The 18,326-nt window shown below is 58.3% G+C and carries 14 protein-coding genes and 1 tRNA gene; 14 read left to right on the forward strand and 1 reads right to left on the reverse strand.

The features are described from left to right. Window positions 1-114: 114 nt before the first annotated feature. The 14 genes from ispH to V9G17_13350 all read left to right on the forward strand — a co-directional run bounded on the left by ispH (window position 115) and on the right by V9G17_13350 (window position 17,293). The gene (ispH, locus tag V9G17_13285; protein ID MEI2753571.1) at window positions 115-1,077 is read left to right on the forward strand and encodes a 4-hydroxy-3-methylbut-2-enyl diphosphate reductase; all 963 of its coding nucleotides are present in this window, start codon (window positions 115-117) and stop codon (window positions 1,075-1,077) included. 189 nt (window positions 1,078-1,266) lie between these two features. Continuing rightward, window positions 1,267-4,947 carry a chromosome segregation protein SMC gene (smc, locus tag V9G17_13290; GenBank protein ID MEI2753572.1) on the forward strand — a complete coding sequence of 1,227 codons (3,681 nt, stop codon included), beginning with the start codon at window positions 1,267-1,269 and terminating at the stop codon, window positions 4,945-4,947. Between the two features lie 224 nt (window positions 4,948-5,171). Continuing rightward, on the forward strand, window positions 5,172-7,346 hold the full coding sequence (shc, locus tag V9G17_13295) for a squalene--hopene cyclase (GenBank protein ID MEI2753573.1): 2,175 nt from the start codon (window positions 5,172-5,174) through the stop codon (window positions 7,344-7,346). A 54-nt stretch (window positions 7,347-7,400) separates the two neighbouring features. Beyond that, the gene (locus tag V9G17_13300) at window positions 7,401-8,156 is read left to right on the forward strand and encodes a hypothetical protein (GenBank protein MEI2753574.1); all 756 of its coding nucleotides are present in this window, start codon (window positions 7,401-7,403) and stop codon (window positions 8,154-8,156) included. Window positions 8,157-8,214: 58 nt separating this feature from the next. Next, entirely contained in the window at window positions 8,215-8,982 is a 768-nt protein-coding gene (locus tag V9G17_13305) for an ABC transporter permease (protein ID MEI2753575.1), read from the forward strand. Between the two features lie 69 nt (window positions 8,983-9,051). After that, on the forward strand, window positions 9,052-9,813 hold the full coding sequence (locus V9G17_13310) for an ATP-binding cassette domain-containing protein (protein MEI2753576.1): 762 nt from the start codon (window positions 9,052-9,054) through the stop codon (window positions 9,811-9,813). A gap of 11 nt (window positions 9,814-9,824) precedes the next feature. Beyond that, on the forward strand, window positions 9,825-10,268 hold the full coding sequence (gene mlaD / locus V9G17_13315; protein ID MEI2753577.1) for an outer membrane lipid asymmetry maintenance protein MlaD: 444 nt from the start codon (window positions 9,825-9,827) through the stop codon (window positions 10,266-10,268). 87 nt (window positions 10,269-10,355) lie between these two features. Next, a complete protein-coding gene (locus V9G17_13320) occupies window positions 10,356-10,970 on the forward strand; it encodes an ABC transporter substrate-binding protein (protein MEI2753578.1) in 615 nt (204 codons plus the stop codon). A gap of 33 nt (window positions 10,971-11,003) precedes the next feature. Continuing rightward, the gene (locus V9G17_13325; GenBank protein ID MEI2753579.1) at window positions 11,004-12,209 is read left to right on the forward strand and encodes a BamA/TamA family outer membrane protein; all 1,206 of its coding nucleotides are present in this window, start codon (window positions 11,004-11,006) and stop codon (window positions 12,207-12,209) included. Between the two features lie 30 nt (window positions 12,210-12,239). Then, window positions 12,240-13,238, forward strand: coding sequence for a DUF3187 family protein (locus V9G17_13330; protein MEI2753580.1), 999 nt, complete (start codon window positions 12,240-12,242; stop codon window positions 13,236-13,238). Between the two features lie 183 nt (window positions 13,239-13,421). After that, a complete protein-coding gene (dxs, locus tag V9G17_13335; protein ID MEI2753581.1) occupies window positions 13,422-15,368 on the forward strand; it encodes a 1-deoxy-D-xylulose-5-phosphate synthase in 1,947 nt (648 codons plus the stop codon). Between the two features lie 44 nt (window positions 15,369-15,412). Beyond that, the gene (ispG, locus tag V9G17_13340) at window positions 15,413-16,618 is read left to right on the forward strand and encodes a flavodoxin-dependent (E)-4-hydroxy-3-methylbut-2-enyl-diphosphate synthase (GenBank protein ID MEI2753582.1); all 1,206 of its coding nucleotides are present in this window, start codon (window positions 15,413-15,415) and stop codon (window positions 16,616-16,618) included. Between the two features lie 105 nt (window positions 16,619-16,723). Continuing rightward, window positions 16,724-16,799, forward strand: a tRNA-Cys gene (locus V9G17_13345). Window positions 16,800-16,990: 191 nt separating this feature from the next. After that, on the forward strand, window positions 16,991-17,293 hold the full coding sequence (locus V9G17_13350) for a hypothetical protein (protein MEI2753583.1): 303 nt from the start codon (window positions 16,991-16,993) through the stop codon (window positions 17,291-17,293). Window positions 17,294-17,393: 100 nt separating this feature from the next. Here the strand turns inward: V9G17_13350 and V9G17_13355 are convergent, their stop codons facing one another. After that, window positions 17,394-17,870 (reverse strand): hypothetical protein, encoded by a 477-nt coding sequence (locus V9G17_13355; protein MEI2753584.1) that lies wholly within the window; start codon window positions 17,868-17,870, stop codon window positions 17,394-17,396. Window positions 17,871-18,326 lie beyond the last annotated feature (456 nt).

Here is an 18,326-nt window from a genome sequence, read left to right on the forward strand (position 1 = left end):
GGATGATCCGGTTGACGACAAGGGCGGGTCTGACGTAAGGTGGCCGTTCAGTGCGACTACGCGCTTTCCCGACAGGCCGAACCGCCCTACATGAGCGTGAGAGGGAAACGGAATATGAAGATATATTTAGCCAATCCTCGTGGATTCTGCGCGGGTGTCGACCGCGCCATAGACATTGTTGATCTGTCACTCAAGAAATATGGGGCGCCGATTTATGTGCGTCACGAGATCGTCCATAGCCGGCACGTGGTGAACTCGCTCCGGCATAAGGGTGCCGTATTCGTGGAAGAGCTGAACGAAGTGCCCGAAGGATCGGTGGTGATCTTCAGCGCCCATGGTGTGGCGAAGTCGGTCTGGGAAGAGGCGCAGAGCCGCCGCTTGCATGTCATTGATGCCACCTGTCCGCTGGTGATCAAGGTTCATAACGAAGTGAATCGCGACTATACGCAAGGGTATGAGTTGATTCTCATCGGCCATGCGGGACATCCAGAGGTCATCGGGACGTTGGGCCAGATCCCGGATAAGTTTCACCTGGTGTCTTCCGTCCAGGATGTGGAACGGCTTCACGTCGAGAAGACGCAGAATCTGTCCTACGTGACCCAGACCACGCTGAGTGTCGATGAATGTCGCGACATCGTCGAGGCGTTGCACCAGCGGTTCCCGAATATCAAAGGGCCGCATCAGGAAGATATCTGTTACGCGACCCAAAACCGCCAGAACGCGGTTAAGTCGTTGTCGAAGCTGGTCGATGTGATCCTCGTGATCGGGTCCCCGAACAGCTCGAATTCGAATCGACTTCGCGAATTGGGCGAGCATTGCGGCATTCCGTCCTATCTCATCGATGCGGCCTCGGATATCAATCCGGACTGGCTGAAAGATGCCAAGAGTGTGGGGCTGTCTGCCGGGGCTTCTGCTCCTGAGGTCCTGGTCACCGAAGTGGTGGCCTACCTGAAACGCCTTGGTTCTTCCGAGGAGGTCGAGGAGCTGACGGTCATCGAAGAAGACGTCGAGTTTCTCCTTCCCAAAGAACTGGTCACGATCGAATCGGCTTCACGCGCGTCGGCCTCGGCGAACTAGCGCTGCCTGGCGCCGGCTACGCTTCCTTCCACTGTTTTTGCCGCTCCTCCATATGTTGGGGGAGTGGCACCAATCTTCCCCCATATCAGGGGTTTTTCTTTGCATTGATTCTATCGCTGTGATAGAAGATTTTCCGGTTTATTCCCCATACTCCGTCCCATCTCAACCTTCTTGCTCTGGAGGTCGCCGGTGTATCTGAAGTCATTGGAAATGCTCGGCTTCAAGTCGTTCGCGGAGGCGAAAATCCAATTCCCGAAAGGCATCACGGCCATCGTGGGTCCGAACGGGAGCGGCAAGAGTAACGTCGTCGATTCCATCCTCTGGGTGCTGGGCGAGCAAAGTACCAAAACGCTTCGGAGCGAGAAGATGGAAGACGTCATCTTCAACGGTACGGAAGTGCGCAAGCCGTTGGGGTTGGTGGAGGTCTCGCTGGTCATCGGCGGGCTCGGTGAGTTGCGGCTGGATGCGATTTCCGGGCTGCCAAGCCAGTTGAGCGAATATCAGGAACTGATGATCACCCGCCGGCTCTATCGAAACGGGGATAGTGAATATCTCATCAACAAGACGCCCTGTCGGCTCAAGGACATTCGAAATGTCCTGATCGAAACCAGGGCAGGGTCCAAGGGACATACCGTCATCGAGCAGGGCCGAATTGAGCAGATTCTGCAGGCTTCGCCGCAGGATCGCCGGGAACTGATCGAGGAAACGGCGGGAATCGTCCGGTACAAAAAGCAAAAGGCCGAAGCCCTCCGTAAGCTTGACGCGACCCAACAGAACCTGGTGCGAGTGCGCGATATTGTCGCCGAGGTCAAGAAACAGCTCAATTCGCTGGAGCGTCAGGCCCGCCAGGCGCGTTCGTATCAGACGTTGCAGCAGGAAGCCCGTGGTCTCGAGATTGAACTCCTGTCCCGTGACTATCGCACCATGCATGCCGACCTGGAGTCCGTCGATCACGAAGCCCGAGAGGTGGAATCGCAGGAAGCGGAACAGGTGGCCGAGCAGGCGCGCATGGATGCCGAGCAGGAAGCGATCAGGCTGCGCATGAATGACGCGGCGGAGGCCATTGCGCGGGTGCGTGATACGTTGGCCGGCACCGAACAGCGACAGTCACAGGCTTTGACGGCTGCGGAGGTTGAGCGGAACCGGACAGAACTGTTTGAGCGGCAACGTCTGCAGGCTGCGCAGGAGATGGAACGGCTCGCTGCGGATCGCGAACAGGCTCAGGTGGAAATCGAAACGCTTCGAGCGATGCTGCTCCAATTGGAAGGGGACATCGCTGCGCAGGAGGCACAATTTCAACAGGCGGATGTCGAGGCAAAATCGTTGGCCGGCCATCGCTCCTCGGCGGTCGCGGAAGAAGAGCGTGCGCGGAAAGATGTGTTGAACTTAGCCGTACTCGTTGCGAATACGGAGCAGAGCCTCACGCAGATCACGTCCCGTCAGCAGGAAACCACTGCTCGAGCGGAACGACTCTCCCGCGAGCAGGAACAGTTGGTGGCGCAGGTGGCGGGGTTGGATCAACAACGTGACGTGCTGGCCGCGCAGCGCGAAGAGGCCAGCGGGCGCATTCAAGAACTCATGACCGAACGGCAGGCGGCGATCGAGCGGATCGAAGGGCTGGGGGGGCAAATCACCGGCCTGGACCGCGATATCGTGAAGTTTTCCGAGGACGTCGCCGGTGTGGAGTCGCGTCTGGGTGCCCTTCAGGGCGTCGTGCGTGAGGAAATGGGGTATGGCCGTGAGGGCGAGGAAGAGGATACGGCGTTGAAAACATGCGATGGCGTGCGCGAGGCGCTCGCCGAGTGGCTGGTGATTCCGCCGGGACTGGACCGTGCCGTCGAGACGATCTTGGGGGAACGTGTTCGCGGCTGGCTCGTGGATGAGCCGTCAGCAGCCTGTCGTGCGGTGGAGTTTTTGAAAGGCAAAGAATTGGGGCGCGGAGCGTTTCTTCCGCAGCAATTGCGGTGGGCCCCTGAGCAGGGGGCGACGGACGCATCGGCCTCGTGGTGGCCCGCGTTGAGCGGCCAGCCGGGTGTGGTGGGGCGCGCGACGGATTTGATTCGCGCGGACGGCGCCTCCGCGTCGACATTGAGCTATTTGTTCGACGGGATCGTGTTCGTGGAATCATTGGACGTGGCCCTGCAGTTGTGGCAACAGCATCAATGGGCCGCCCCCTCCGGGCCGACCTATGTCACGTTGTCGGGTGAGACGCTGGACGCCGCTGGTGTGATGACCGGGGGTGGCAGCAGTGCCAGTGGCGGTTTGCTGCAACGTCGCCGGGAAGTATTGGAGTTGGAAGCCCGGAGGACTGCAGCGATTCAAGCCCTTGAGCAGGCGCGGGCGGCGCGAGAGGAAGCGGCAGCCGACTTAGGGCTCGGCCGTGAAGATGAGCAGCGCCTCGGTCGGGCGATCCGCGAAGCGGAGATGCTGGAGTTATCGCTGCAGAAAGACGATGCGGGCGTAGAACGTCAGCGCGGAGAATTGCACCGGCGGGTGGATGTCTTGGCGGAGGAGCTGCAACGGGGCTTGGCCGAGCAGGCGCGGCTTCAGGAGGAGTTTCAGTCCAGTCAGGCCCAGTTGGGCCAATGGGTGGCGGAGAAGCTCGGGCAGGAAACCGGGTTACTGCAAATCAGAGAGCGACTGGTCGTGATTGAAAGCCAAAGCCTGGCGATCCAACACCGCCTCACCGAGGTCCGATTGTCCTTGGAGAGCATGCGCGGGAGACGAGACCATGCCACGAACGATATTGCCCGGTTTACGCAACGACTCGATGCGGCCCAACGCCGCGCGGCTGATTTGGAAGAGCAGGTAGCCGGCTTGGTTGAGGCGACCGAAAATAGCCGGGAGGAGCAGACCAGGCAGGAAGCGTTGTGTCGCGAATTGGGCGCTGAGGTGGATGGAATCAAGGCCGAGTTGGTGGCCTCCCAGGAGCGGCAGGCGCAGGAAATGGCCGGGCTGCATGCGGTGGAGGCATCCCTCAGTACAGTGCGGCAGAGCCTCTCTGCGTTGCACGATCGACGAATGACGGCGGAAGTGCGCAAAGCAGAAGTGAAGGCGCACCTCTCCACAATTGAGAGCACATTGGCCGGGACCTACCAGATCGATCCGGCCACGTTACTCCTGCCCGCGAGTGATCAGCCGCTACCGGAGGGAGACGCACCGCCGGCCCCGGTCTCGATTCTGGAAACACCGCAGTTGCGGGAGCAGATTCAAAAAATCCGTGAACGCCTGGATCGTATGGGCGCTATCAATCTGGCGGCCATTGACGAGCATCGTGAGCTGGAAGAGCGGTATCAATTCCTCACCACGCAGGAGCAGGACCTCTCGACGTCCATCGCGTCCCTCAAGGAAATCATCCAGCGGATCAACCGGACGACGAAGGACATGTTCGTGGAGACGTTCAACGAGTTGCAGCAGAAATTCCGGGACGTCTTTTCTCAGTTCTTCCCCGGGGGCCGCGCCGAGTTGCAGCTGGTCGAGGAGCCGTTGGAAGAGGGCGTGGAGGACAACGGTGCGCGCGAGCCGGGTGTGGAGATCGTGGCTCAGCCGCCGGGAAAGCGCCTGAAGAGTATTACCATGCTGTCCGGCGGAGAGAAGACGCTGACCGCGATGGCGTTGCTCATCGCCAGCTTCTTGATCCGCCCGACGCCGTTCTGTATCTTGGACGAAATCGATGCGCCGCTCGATGAGGAAAATATCGGACGCTTTACGAGCGTGTTGCGGAGTTTGTCGTCGACCGCCCAGTTTATGGTCATTACGCACAACAAGCGGACGATGGCGATGGCTGATTCGCTGTTCGGGGTCACGATGGAAGAGCCCGGGGTGTCGACGCTGATTTCGGTTAAGCTCGGCGATCTTCAGCCGGCGTAATTCGGGCGGAGGATGGGTCCGTATGGCACCGGCCGAGGGCTTGGGAAGGCTGTCCTGGTGCCCTGGTACGGGTCGGTTGCCTTGACTGCCCAGAAACAGTTTGTTATACAGAACTGCTCATGCTGATAACGGGTATCGTGCGGTTTCATGTGTTTGTTGCCTGATTAATGGAACCATCTCGACTCTCAATCCCCCCGTCTGTTTCAGATTCACGGCATCACGCTATGCGACTTCTCAAGAACTTGTTCAATCGTTTGTCCGATAGTCTGCTGGTGTCGGTCCCGAGCCGAATTAGGGCGGCGCGTGACTTTGCCTCCGCTCCGGTGCTCCGACTCGTCTCCAACAAACCAGCGATACAGGCCGGTGAGAGTGCGGCCAAGCGGGCCCCGGCTCACTCCACAGGGCAGGTTGAAGCGCTGGAAGAGGCGCTTCGGAAAAGCCAGGCCTGGTTTCTGGCGCGACAAGACGCGTCAGAAGGGTACTGGGTGGCCGAGTTGGAGGCCGATACCACACTGACGTCCGAATATCTGATGTTGCGCCGCTTCCTGGACTGTATCGATCCCGAGCGGGAGCGCAAAGCGGTTCGGTACTTAAAATCGGCACAGTTACCCGACGGTGGGTGGCCCATTTATCACGGGGGGCCTGCGGAGATCAGCGCCTCGGTGAAGGCCTACTTTGCGTTGAAGCTGTCCGGTGTGTCTGCCGACGAGCCCTTCATGGTGAACGCCCGCACCTGCATCCTGGAGAAGGGTGGCGTGGTGGCGGCGAATGTCTTCACGAAAATCGCGCTTGCCCTGTTCGGTCAGTATGACTGGCGCGGCGTCCCCAGTATGCCTCCGGAAATCATGCTGTTGCCGAAGCGGTTCTATTTCAGCATCTACGCGATTTCCTATTGGTCGCGCGCAGTGCTGATTCCGCTTTTGATCATTTTTGCCAAGCGGCCGTTGTGTCATGTTCCCAGCGAGCAGGGGATCGACGAGCTATATACACAACCGCCGGCAGAGATCGACTACGGCACCGTGCCTCCGTTGAAAAAGGACCGGACATGGTTCACAGCGAGAAACTTTTTCATCAATCTCGATGCGCTGCTTAAGATCTATGATCGCTCGCCCGTTGAGTGGGTTCGACAGAAGGCGCTCAAGTGCGCTGAGCATTGGATGCTCGACCACATGAAGGGCAGCGGAGGCCTCGGCGCGATTTATCCCGCCATGGCCAACTCCGTGATGGCGTTGCATTGCCTTGGATATAAGAACGACGACCCTCTTCTGGTCAAGGCGATGCGGGAGATTGAGGAGCTGGAAATACACGACACGGTGCAGGATAACGGCCAATGTGTCGATGCCATGCATTTGCAACCGTGCCACTCTCCAATCTGGGACACCGCCTTGCTCATCAATGCCCTGATCGAGGCCGGTATGCCGGAGGATCATCCGGCGCTGCAGAAGGCGTCGTCGTGGTTATTGTCCAAACAGACCAAGACCGTCGGCGATTGGATTATCTCCTCTCCCGGAGCCGAACCGGGCGGATGGTATTTTCAATTCGAGAACGAACTGTTCCCCGATGTCGACGATTCAGCGGTGGTGCTCATGGCCTTGGCGAAGGTGCATCTGCCCGATGAGGCTCAACAACGCCTGGCGATTCGCCGTGGGTGTCGCTGGGTGACGTCGATGCAAGGCTCAGACGGGGGGTGGGGCGCCTACGACGTCGATAATAATCGGATTGTGTTCAACTACATCCCGTTCGCCGACCATCGCGCGCTGCTTGACCCCAGCACAGCCGACCTTGCCGGGCGGTGCCTGGAGATGCTGGCGACGTTGGGATATGACTGGACCCATCCTGCCGTCGCCTCTGCGCTGACGTTTGTGAAAAATGATCAGGAGCACGATGGCAGTTGGTATGGCCGTTGGGGCGTAAACTACATTTATGGGACCTGGTCGGTCCTTTCCGGCCTGCGGGCCATTGGAGAGGATCTTTCGTCACCCTATATCCGCCGGGCGGTCAGTTGGGTCGAGTCCAAACAGAACCCCGACGGCGGGTGGGGTGAGTCATGCCTGTCGTACGGAGATGTCTCGCAGAGCGGTCGCGGTGACAGCACGCCGTCGCAAACAGCCTGGGCGCTGTTGGCCTTGATGGCAGGCGGAGTGACGGACTCCTTCAGTCTGGCCAGGGGGATCCATTACCTCATTCGGAATCAGCGGAAGGATGGGTCATGGGAAGAGGTACGCCATACCGGAACCGGTTTCCCACGCGTGTTCTACCTTCGTTATCATTGGTATTGCCAGTACTTCCCCCTCTGGGCGCTGGCTATGTACCGCAATCTCAAGGCTCGTGGAACGACGAGAGCCGATGAATTGCGTCTGCAGGCCTATCAATCAGGACAGTTCCGATCGCCACGCTGACCGTGGGTGTTCACCCAGTTCAGTTCTTCCTCTCATTGTTCCTCGGGAGTCATCGTGACCGCGATCGGAGTGTTCGTGGCAACCCGGTGGGAGTTGGCTGCCGTGCGTCAGGCGTTTGCCGCGAGCGAGGTGCAGACCGTCGGGGGGATTCGTTGCGTCGTCGCGCAGCAGGGGCCGGTTGAGTGGTGGGTCATTCCGATGGGTGTCGGCCCAGAACGGGCCGCTACAACGGCTAGGCGGATGCTTGCGGAACGGTCATTTGCCGCTGTGTGGTCGACCGGGTTTGCTTGTGCGTTGGGTCCGGCGGAGATCGGTCAGGTGTTGATCGGCACGCAGGTGACAATGGAAGATGGCAGAGAGGTCGGACGACCGATTCCCTGCGCGCCGGTATTGGTCGACTGGGTGCGGCGGGCTGTGCAGGAACAGCGTGTGTCCGTGCAGTCCGGCCGGTTTGTGACGGTTCCACGAGTTCTTTGCCGCGCGGAAGAGAAACGGGAGGTTGCCGCTCGCGTGGGAGGGATCGGACTCGACATGGAGAGCGCGGCGTTGGGGGCCGTGGCCTCGGAGCACGAGATTCCTTTTGTCATTATTCGTACGGCATCGGATCTTGTCGATGAAAGCCTTCCGCTTGACTTCAACCTGTTTCTCAGGCCATCTGGGTGGGTGAAGGGTGTCGCTGCGTGCCTGGCTCACCCGACGAGTTTGATCGGACTCAATCGACTTCGTGTGCAAAGCCGCGTCGCCGGAACACAGCTGACGGCGGTATTCAGCGCCTGCGCCGACCAGGCGCTGCGTGAGGGACTGGCCTAATCAGGCTCAACGTGGTTCGACGGCTGAGTCGGGTAGGTGGACGAGAGGAGAGCGTGGCATGGAAGGCATTGCTCGTATCGGGCGATATACGATCGATCTGACAGAGCAGATGGGACGGATGATGTTATTTGTCCTGTCTTCCTTTGCCTGGTTGACGCGTCCGCCATTCCGGGTCTACCAAATCGTCAAGCAGCTGAATTTCATCGGCTATAAGTCTACGTTTGTGGTCGTCCTCACCGCTGTTTTCACTGGCATGGTCCTGGCGCTGCAGGGACATTACACTCTACGAAAATTCGGTTCTGAAGCAGTGCTCGGTTCTGCTGTGGCGCTCAGCATCATCCGGGAATTGGGACCGGTTCTGGCGGCCTTGATGGTGACGGCCCGGGCTGGGTCCGCCATGACGGCGGAAATCGGGATCATGCGGATTACGGAACAGATCGATGCCTTGGACACGATGGCGATCAACCCGCTGCAATATTTGATTGGCCCCAAGCTCGTCGCCAGTCTCATCGCCGTACCGCTTCTGGTTGCGCTCTTTGACGTCGTCGGGATTTATGGCGGGTATGTCGTCGGCGTGCAGTTGTTGAATGGTAATGAAGGCGCCTACTGGAGTTCGATTGAGTCGGCCGTCGAGTGGAAGGATGTCTACGGCGGTATTTTGAAATCCATCAGCTTCGGCCTGCTGATCAGTTGGGTTTGTTGTTACAAAGGTTTTCACACCAAACATAGTGCCGAGGGATTGGGGACGGCGACGACCGAAGCGGTGGTGCTGTCGGCCGTCCTGATTCTGGTGTGGGATTATTTTCTGACGTCGGTGCTGCTCTAACGCCGTAGCATGTGACGCGCATGAGGCGACTGCGACGGCAGGGGGCAGATGTAGCATGCACGAGGATCCATGATTAAACTGGTCGGCGTCGAAAAGACTTTGGGCGGGCAGCCAGTGCTACGAGGCGTGGACCTGACCATCCCCACAGGCAAACTCACGACGATTATCGGGCGAAGCGGCGAAGGCAAGAGTGTCCTGCTGAAGCATATTATCGGCCTGATGCAGCCGGATCGTGGCGAGGTCTGGATCGATGACACGAACATTGCGCGACTCAAGGGGCAGGCCCTCAACGAGGTGCGGAAGAAATTTGCCATGTTGTTCCAGGGGGCAGCGTTGTTCGACTCGATGACGGTGTTTGAAAATGTCGCCTTCCCCTTACGGGAGAAGCTGCGCTTGAAGGGCGACATCGTCACCCGGCGGGTTGAGGAAAAGCTCGAGCAGGTGGGCCTGAAGGGCATGGGCCATAAGTTTCCCGCCGAACTGAGCGGCGGCATGCGCAAACGCGCCGGGTTGGCACGCGCCCTGGTGATGGAGCCGGAGATCATTCTGTTCGACGAGCCGACGACGGGGCTCGATCCGTTGATGGCGAAAGCCATTCATGATCTGATCGTGGCGATGCAGCAACAATTCAAGTTTACCGCTGTCATGGTCAGTCACGAGATCCCCGAGATCTTCGGGATCTCCGATTATGTGGCGATGCTCAGGAATGGACGGATTGCCGAGATGGCGCCATCGTATGAATTCGTCAAGACGACGGACGCCGAGATTCGGGAGTTTATTTTTGTCGCGGGGGCCGTCACGCCGAAGGGGTTGCCGACCGCATCCCTCTGATAGGAGACGTTATGGAACGTGCAAAGCTGGAATTGATGGTGGGAATCTTTGTGCTCGTCGGGGTCGCCTGTCTCGGCTATCTGTCTATCAAGTTGGGGAAGTTGGAAGTGATCGGCGGACACAATTATCCGGTTGAGGCGGAGTTCACCTCTGCGTCGGGGCTCAAACCAGGCGCGTCGGTTGAAATTGCCGGCGTGGAAGTGGGGCGTGTCCGCCAAATCGGCCTCAGCAGCGATCGTGCCTTGGTGGCGCTGGCGATTCAAGACGGCGTGAAGTTGTATTCCGACACGATTGCTTCCATCAAGACACGCGGGATTATCGGAGACAAGTATCTCGCCCTGTCGGTAGGAGGCGGGGGCGATCCGTTGAAGCCCGGCGATAAAATTCGTGATACCGAATCCGGACTTGATCTCGAGGAATTGGTCAGCCAGTATGTACACGGGAAGGTCAACTAGTTGGATCGGATGAGAGGTCAGGGAATGGGAATGAATATGCCAGGCCGGTGCGGTGAGAGGCTTGCCACTCAAACGAGAGGTGTTGGGATGTATGTAGTGCGAGGGATGATCATCGGGACGCTGTTGGCGCTGCAGGTGTTAGTCGGTGGACAGGCGGTCGCCATCGCAGGGCCGGCGACGGATTCGATCAAGGGCACCATCGATGAAGTCCTCAAGATTTTGAATGATAAAGAGCTCAAAGCACCCGCTCGGCAGGATGACCGGCGGCAACGCTTGGAGAAGGTCGTGGCGCAACGGTTTGATTATCCTGAAATGTCCCGGCGGTCGTTGGGGGCTCAATGGAATCAGTTGTCCGACAAGGACAAGCAGGAGTTCGTTGATCTCTTTCGTACACTCTTGACCAATACGTATGCTGACCGTGTGGAGACCTATTCCGGTGAGGGCGTGCAGTACCTGAACGAGCGGATGGAGAAAGAATATGCGGAGGTCCGTACGAAGGTCCTCTCCGGGAAGGCTGAAATTCCCATGGATTACCGATTGCTGCACAAGAGTAACGACTGGCATGTGTACGATGTTGTGGTCGATGGCGTCAGTTTGGTGAATAACTATCGCGGGCAATTTACGAAGATCCTCCACACCTCCTCGTATCCCGACCTCGTCGACCAACTCCGCAAGAAATCCGACAAGATCAAAGCTCCGTAGTCCCGCTAGGGGCGAGCAATTCCGGCAAGCGCCATGCAGTGTCACCATTTTTCGTCGATTCGAATCTGTCTGGCGCTGGCCGGTCTTCTGTTCCTGAGCCTTCCGGCTCCGGCAGAGGCAGACACGCAGATTTTTCCGGTTCCCTCCATTTCAACCAGTCGGAACGACGGCAACGACGCCGGCTTGATCGCACCGATTCTGATCACGAATCCGGACGGAGAGCTGAAGTATCTGATGGCGCCCATGCTCATTCAGAACTCGATCGTGGGTACTCGCGGGGTCTTCAATCTGTTTAAGTATGAGCCGGGTGGACGCCAGATGCGATTCATCGCCTCGTTGACTGAGCGGATTGAACGCAAGGTGTTGTTCGATTATGTCGATCCGGCATTCGGCAACGGACAATACTACCTTAACTTTGGCGGTACCTTCTTCAAGAACGCCACTTCTCGGTTTTTTGGGCTGGGCCAATCGACCGTGCAGGCGGATGAATCGAACTACACGGCGAGGGAAGCGCGAGCCTATTGGCGGCTCGGCCTCTATGCGAATGAAGTCACCCAGATCTCCGTTGGGCAGCGAGTCCGGCAGGTGCGGCTCCAACGAGGCGGTACCGACCTTCCCTTTTCGGTCGAGCAATTCCCGGCCGTGGACGGCATTCAAGGCGAGTCCATTATCGTCGGGCACCGCGCGTCCTTTCATTACGACACCCGCGACAGTCTGGTCACACCCACGGATGGACTGTCCGTCATGGCCTATGCGGAGTTGAATCAAAACATCAAAAACGGCGACCACCCGGTCTATTCGCGCTATGAACTCGAAGTCAAAAAACTGTTTCCGAGCGAGTCCAAGCGCGCCATTCTGGTCATCCGTGCCGACTTGCAGGCGACCATCGGGTCCCAGGTGCCGTTTTTCGAACAGTCCTCGCTCGGTGGGCAGAACAATCTGCGTGGGTTCGGGTTGGACCGATACATCGACAAACATCTGATTGCCTTCAGTATCGAGGAACGGATCCATCTCCTGCGGACGAAGCTGGCCGGGGTGACGGCGGATTTCGAAGTGGCTCCGTTTCTCGACACGGGTCAGGTATTCAACTCGTTCAAAGACGTCAGCTTCCAGGATTATCGGATGACGCCCGGGTTGGGGTTTCGCGCCATCGTTCGCCCCAATGTCGTCGGCCGAGTAGATTACGGATACAGTCGTGAGGGTGGCGCGGTCTTCGCAGGGTTAGACTTCCCCTATTAAGTGTTACTGAGTGGACGGCCGAGAGTATTCATGCGGCAGGTGATCTATTGCTTCTTCGTGGTGATGTCCCTGTGTGGCCTCCCGTTCTCCGCTGGAGCGGAAGGATTCGGTCCGTTTCCGGTCAGAAACTTTCAAGCGCTGGATCAACTGGTGCTGGCCATGCCGGGCGAGCGGGCCGCGGTTTTGAAAAAGGGCGATTTCGATGTGCGGTTGGAAGTGGCGAATACGGCCAGTATTGCCAGGGACCAGGAGGAACAGGCCGATGTCTCGATGAAATTCGAAACCGTACGAACTGGCCTCTTCCTTCGGTACGGTCTGACGGATCGATTGGAGATCGGCGCAGAAATTCCCGCCTATCATCGGTACGGTGGTTTTATGGAGGGCCCGATCGTCGGGGTGGAGCGGGGCACGACCGGGGTGTCGCCGCCACGAAAGGCGCTGCAGGATGTCGGGTATGCCTTCAATCTAGCCAATGGAGGCCGCACGCTGTTCAGGGGGACAGAGGGGGCCACCGGGTTGGGGGATATTTCATTTTACGGCAAGTATCAGATTCTGAAGGAAACATCGATCGCCCCGGCCTTGTCGGTGCGTGTCGGGGTCAAAGCCCCGACTGGAGATACCGACCAGGTGTTCGGCAGCGGGCATCCTGACGTCGGCATCGGCTTGGCGCTGGATAAGAAGTTCGCAGAAAGATGGATCCTCTATGCGAACCTGAATGGAGTGTTTCCCATGGGGCGGATTGCCGGGTTGGGACTCCAGCCGGTGATGAGCGGGTTGGTCGCCGTGGAATATCTCTGGACGGAAAAGTTTTCGATCACGGCACAGTTCGATTATTATTCCCCGCCGTTTCACGGGACCGGAACGCGAGTTTTGGATAAGGGCGTGACGGAGTCGGTGCTGGGGGTGAGTTATCGAGTCCTTCCCGGTCTGCTGTGGCAGTTGTACGGAGTAGAGAATCTCGATTTTATTACCGGGAGTGCGGCGGATTTTACCCTGTCCACGGTCCTCACCTACCGGTTTCGATCGTAACCGGGGGTGTCCCGTTCTTGTCCCGAGGGAATGCGAAATCTTGACACCGGCGATGCCATATGTGAGGATGAGCCGATTGTACGAAACTTCTTCGCTGCTTCGTCGCAACCTTCTCTATACGGCTTGTTCCCACTGAATGAATACCTGCGTCCAATTGTCATCATTTGACAAGGAGATTGTGCAATGTCTCTGTTGAAAAATATCCACAGTCCCGCTGATTTGAAACGCCTCTCCCCTGAGCAGTTTCCCGAACTGTGCCAGGAGATCCGTGAACAGATCTTGACGGTGGTTTCGAATGTCGGGGGGCATCTGGCCTCCAATCTGGGCGTCGTGGAGTTGACGGTCGCGCTGCAATATCTCCTAGATACGCCGAAGGACAAGATTGTGTGGGATACCAGCAATCAAGCCTATACTCACAAACTGCTGACCGGCCGACGGGAGCAGTTCCATACGCTCCGGCAGTACGGCGGGCTGAGCGGGTTTTGCAAGCGTGAAGAGAGTGTCTACGACACCTTTAATGCCGGACATGCCGGTACGGGGGTTTCCGCGGCATTCGGCATGGTGGAGGCGCGCGAGCAGCGGAACGAAAAACACAAAGTGGTGTGCGTGGTCGGTGACGGTGCCATGACGGCCGGGATGACCCTCGAAGGGTTGCATCATGCCGGCGGGACCAATAAGGATTTCATCGTTGTCCTGAACGATAACCAGATGTCCATCTCGAAGAACGTCGGCGCCATTTCGGCGTATCTGAACCGGACCTTCACCGGCGAATTCTACGCCCGCATGCGTGAGGAAACCGGCCAGCTGTTGCGCAAGATCCCGCACATCGGTCTCGAAGTACAGAAAATCGCGCGACGGGCTGAGGAATTGGCCAAGGGTGCGATACTTCCGGGCTTGCTGTTTGAGGAACTCGGCTTCCAGTACGCCGGGCCGATCGACGGACATAACTTCGAACACCTGCTGCCGACCTTAGAGAATGTGCTGAAGATGAAGGGCCCGGTCCTCCTGCATGTGATTACGAAGAAGGGATTGGGCTATCAGGCAGCCATGGATAATCCGGTCTGGTTCCATGCCTGTCCGCCGTTTGTGCGTGAAACGGGCGTGCCGGCCAAAAAAGCATCGCGGCCCAGCTATACCAGCATGGCGGTTGATGCCTTGATCAAGGTCGCCCACCAGGATAAACGGGTCGTGGCCATTACCGCGGCCATGTGCGAAGGCACGGGGCTCAATGCGTTTGAAAAAGTGTTCCCGGATCGGATTTATGACGTGGGGATCGCCGAGCAGCATGCCGTTACATTTGCCGCCGGGATGGCGACGCAGGGTATGAAGCCGGTGGTCGCGCTCTATTCCACCTTCTTGCAGCGGGCCTATGACCAGGTGGTGCACGATGTGGCCACCCAGAATTTGCCCGTGACCTTCTGCATCGACCGGGGCGGTCTCGTGGCTGAGGACGGCACGACGCACCATGGCGCGTTCGATTTTGCCTTTCTCCGGCATGTGCCGAACATGGTCGTGGCAGCACCCAAGGATGAAAACGAGCTGCAGCACATGATGAAGACGTGTGTCAGCTACGATGGGCCCGCCTCGGTGCGTTATGCGCGAGGCGTGAGTCTTGGGGTGCCGATGGATCCCGAACCGACCGCGCTACCGATCGGAAAGGGCGAGTTGCTCCGGGAAGGGACGGATGTCGCCATTGTGGCCATCGGTGTGACTGTCTGGCCCGCCATGAAGGCGGCGGAACGGTTGGCGCAGGAGGGCATCTCCGCTGCGGTAGTCAACGCCCGTTTCGTGAAGCCGCTGGACACGGAGCTGATCATCAAGACGGCGAAGAAGGTGCGCTGCCTGGTGACCGTCGAAGAGGGGTGTAAGATGGGTGGGTTCGGTTCCGCTGTCTTGGAAGCCCTCTCCGAAGAAGGTGTCACGAACCTGAGAACGAAGATGATCGGATTGCCCGATTGGTACATCGAGCAGGGCCCGCAAGACCTGCTGCGCGAACGGTATGGCCTGACGGCAGACGGAATTTACAACAGCGTGAAGGCGTTGTTCGGAGCCGGCGTGGCTACGGATGATGCCGCTCGTTTGGCATCGCTGGTGGGCAGTCTTCCCCACGGCGACGAGCAGGGCAGCTAGTTGAGGGTGGAGCGCAGCTAAACAGGACACCAACTGGGACGCGGATGCATATCACGAGAAAAAAGACGCGGCAGATTCAGGCAGGATCGGTAAAGATCGGCGGAGATGCGCCGATTTCAGTCCAGTCGATGTGCTCGACGGACACGCGTGATGTGACGGCCACGGTGGCCCAGATTCGTCAGCTGGAAGAGGCCGGATGTGAAATCATTCGAGTCGCCGTTCCTGATGATGAGGCCGCCGCCGCGCTTCCGCAGATCAAGGCCGCCATGACGGTCCCGTTGATCGCGGATATTCATTTCGACCATCGTCTCGCGCTCAAGGCCGCTGAGGTCGTCGATTGTGTCCGCATCAATCCAGGCAACATCGGCGCCTGGTGGAAGGTGCAGGACGTGATTAAAGCGGTGAATGAGCGGGGCATTCCGTTGCGCGTCGGCGTGAACGGAGGCTCGCTCGAACGCCCGTTGTTAGATAAATACGGCTGGCCTTCCCCGGAAGCCCTGTCGGAATCGGCCTTGAACGCCGTACATGCGTTGGAAGATGAAGGCTTCACCAATATGAAGGTGTCGCTCAAGGCCTCTGACGTGCACCATGCCATCGACGCGTACTATTTGTTCTCTACTCAGTCGAACTATCCCTTGCATATCGGGATCACGGAAGCCGGCACGGCCATGACGGGTGCGGTCAAGTCTGCGATCGGCCTCGGATGGCTGCTCTCGCAGGGCATCGGCGATACTTTGAGGGTGTCGTTGGCGGCTGATCCGGTGGAAGAAGTCAAAGTCGGATTCGAGATTCTCAAGTCGCTGGAGTTGCGCCATCGTGGCATCAATGTGATTGCGTGCCCGACCTGCGGCCGGGTTGAGATCGATGTAGTCCGGATGGCGAATGAGCTGGAAAAGAAGCTGGGCCATATCAAGACGCCGCTGAACGTTTCGGTGCTGGGGTGTGTGGTGAACGGCATCGGAGAAGGCAAGGAAGCGGATATCGGCATCGCCGGCGGTGAGGGCAAGGGTATTCTCTTTAAGAAGGGAAAGTTGATGCGGAAAGTGCCGCTTGAAGAACTCATGGACACGTTGATTCGTGAGGTCGAGCTGTTGGCCAAGGAAAAGGAAGCGGAGGCAGCCGGAGTATCCGGCGAAGCAGCCGCTGCGTCAGATGGTCAGGCGGAGCCTGGTTGGGAATTGATCGGCCATGCGGCGGATGAACATTCGACCATCGTTCGAGATATTCCAGTGCTTCCGACGAAACATTAGCTCGTCGTGCTGGTCCTTGCTGAGAGGTTCGTTCAGAATATTCCTGCGTTTCTCGACTCTTCGCGGTTGAGTTCCTGAAGCTCCCCCTTCTATAATCCGATCCGTGGCGCCGTACCCAAGTGGCTAAGGGAGCAGTCTGCAAAACTGCGATGCGGCGGTTCGAACCCGCCCGGCGCCTCCAACCATTCCCGCAGATATCTTAGAGGGTTCGGTGATTCTGGCCGGACCCTGTTACACCCCCTCATTTTCGCTACTCCCGGTTCCGTTCGCACTTTTCGACGCAATGGCTCCCAAGCTTGCTCGATTCACTTCAGAATCGCTCGCAGTCCTTTCAATGGACAGTCGGTTGCACGGATGTACCCATGGAGCACCTTGAGTGAATTTGCTCGGCACTGCGCAGATCACGGAGTCTCGCTGTATAACGGTTGGCCGCTAGTGGTGGCAGGGCGCATGGCGTTCGATGCTCCTCGCATACAGGAGAACGTGCGCACCATCGAGGAGAAACTGGTGGAACTGAAGATCCCGGTCTTAGGCCCGGCGGGCGACTTTCAATATGATCGTCGGTTCTTTGCCGATACCGGATACCATTTGACTCATGAAGGCCGCGCGCTCCACACAAGCCATCTATTAGAACAACTTCGCACGAAACTGTCGGTTCCGAATCTATCGTTCTGACGTCCAGTCGTGCTGTTTATCCACTGAGCCCTGTATCGACACGACGCCAACGTTGAGAGAGGCGTGACGTCGTGAGGTGCTTTGAGTGGCTCGCCGGATGTCAGTGGCTCACCTCGGCGATCCGTCGCTCCTGTTCCTTTAGTTTCCGACTCGTGGCGAGGGTGTCTGGATCCAGCAGGCCATGGAGTATCTCCTGTCGCAGTTGAATGAACAGCGGGTCCTGTTTGGCCGACGCCAGTTGCCCGCCTTGCAGCAGGGTGAGCCAGCGGGAGCTGGAGGCAGCATACCGGCCGTTTGGCACAGTGGTGTGTAATTCTTGAAAGGCGTGGATCGCATCCTCGCGGTTTTCGAATAACGCGACCAATCCCCTGGTGTACGTCACCTCTTCGCACGTGCCGGCCTGCTGACAATTCGCTCGGCGTGATTCCTGCGCCCGACTTACAACTTGCAATGCCTCTCGCTCTTTGGCGTCGGCCTCAAAAAAAGCGCTGCTGGGCAACGTGACAAACGGGCTCGTGCCGGAACAGCCCAAGAAGCCGCTGATGAGCAGTACCCAGAGTGAACTGTGTGCAACCATTCTTGAATTCATCAAACACCTCCAGGTAGGGGTCGGGTCGAACGCTTGTGGCACAGGTCATCGGTTCTGTCTGGTGATCGCCTAGCTGCTCCGTCCGCGCTCCGTTCGGCGCTGCTAGAGTGATCAGTCCAGATATTCGATGTGAAGGATTTGAGGGTTGAGCTGAGCTCGTCGGCTCAGTTCGGCTCAGATTGCCTGGTGGTCTCTAAGGAAAGACACGGTGTAACGGGGGCTTCATTCGCGAGGGCGACAACAAAACGTTTGCGACGCAGAACCATTCCCTGACCTCTAGTGGATGCGTCAACACGGTGGGCCGCCTTTCGAGCGTTGTCGGCGGTAGCAGGCCGCAGGCAAATGAGAGGGTATGTCTAGATAACAGCCAGCAGTAACCTTACGCCTTCTCGCCAGCAATAGCAAAGACCGGGAGCGTGGTGAATAGTCGATGCTCCAGCGGAC

This window comes from Nitrospira sp. (assembly GCA_037045225.1).
Classification (GTDB): domain Bacteria; phylum Nitrospirota; class Nitrospiria; order Nitrospirales; family Nitrospiraceae; genus Nitrospira_A.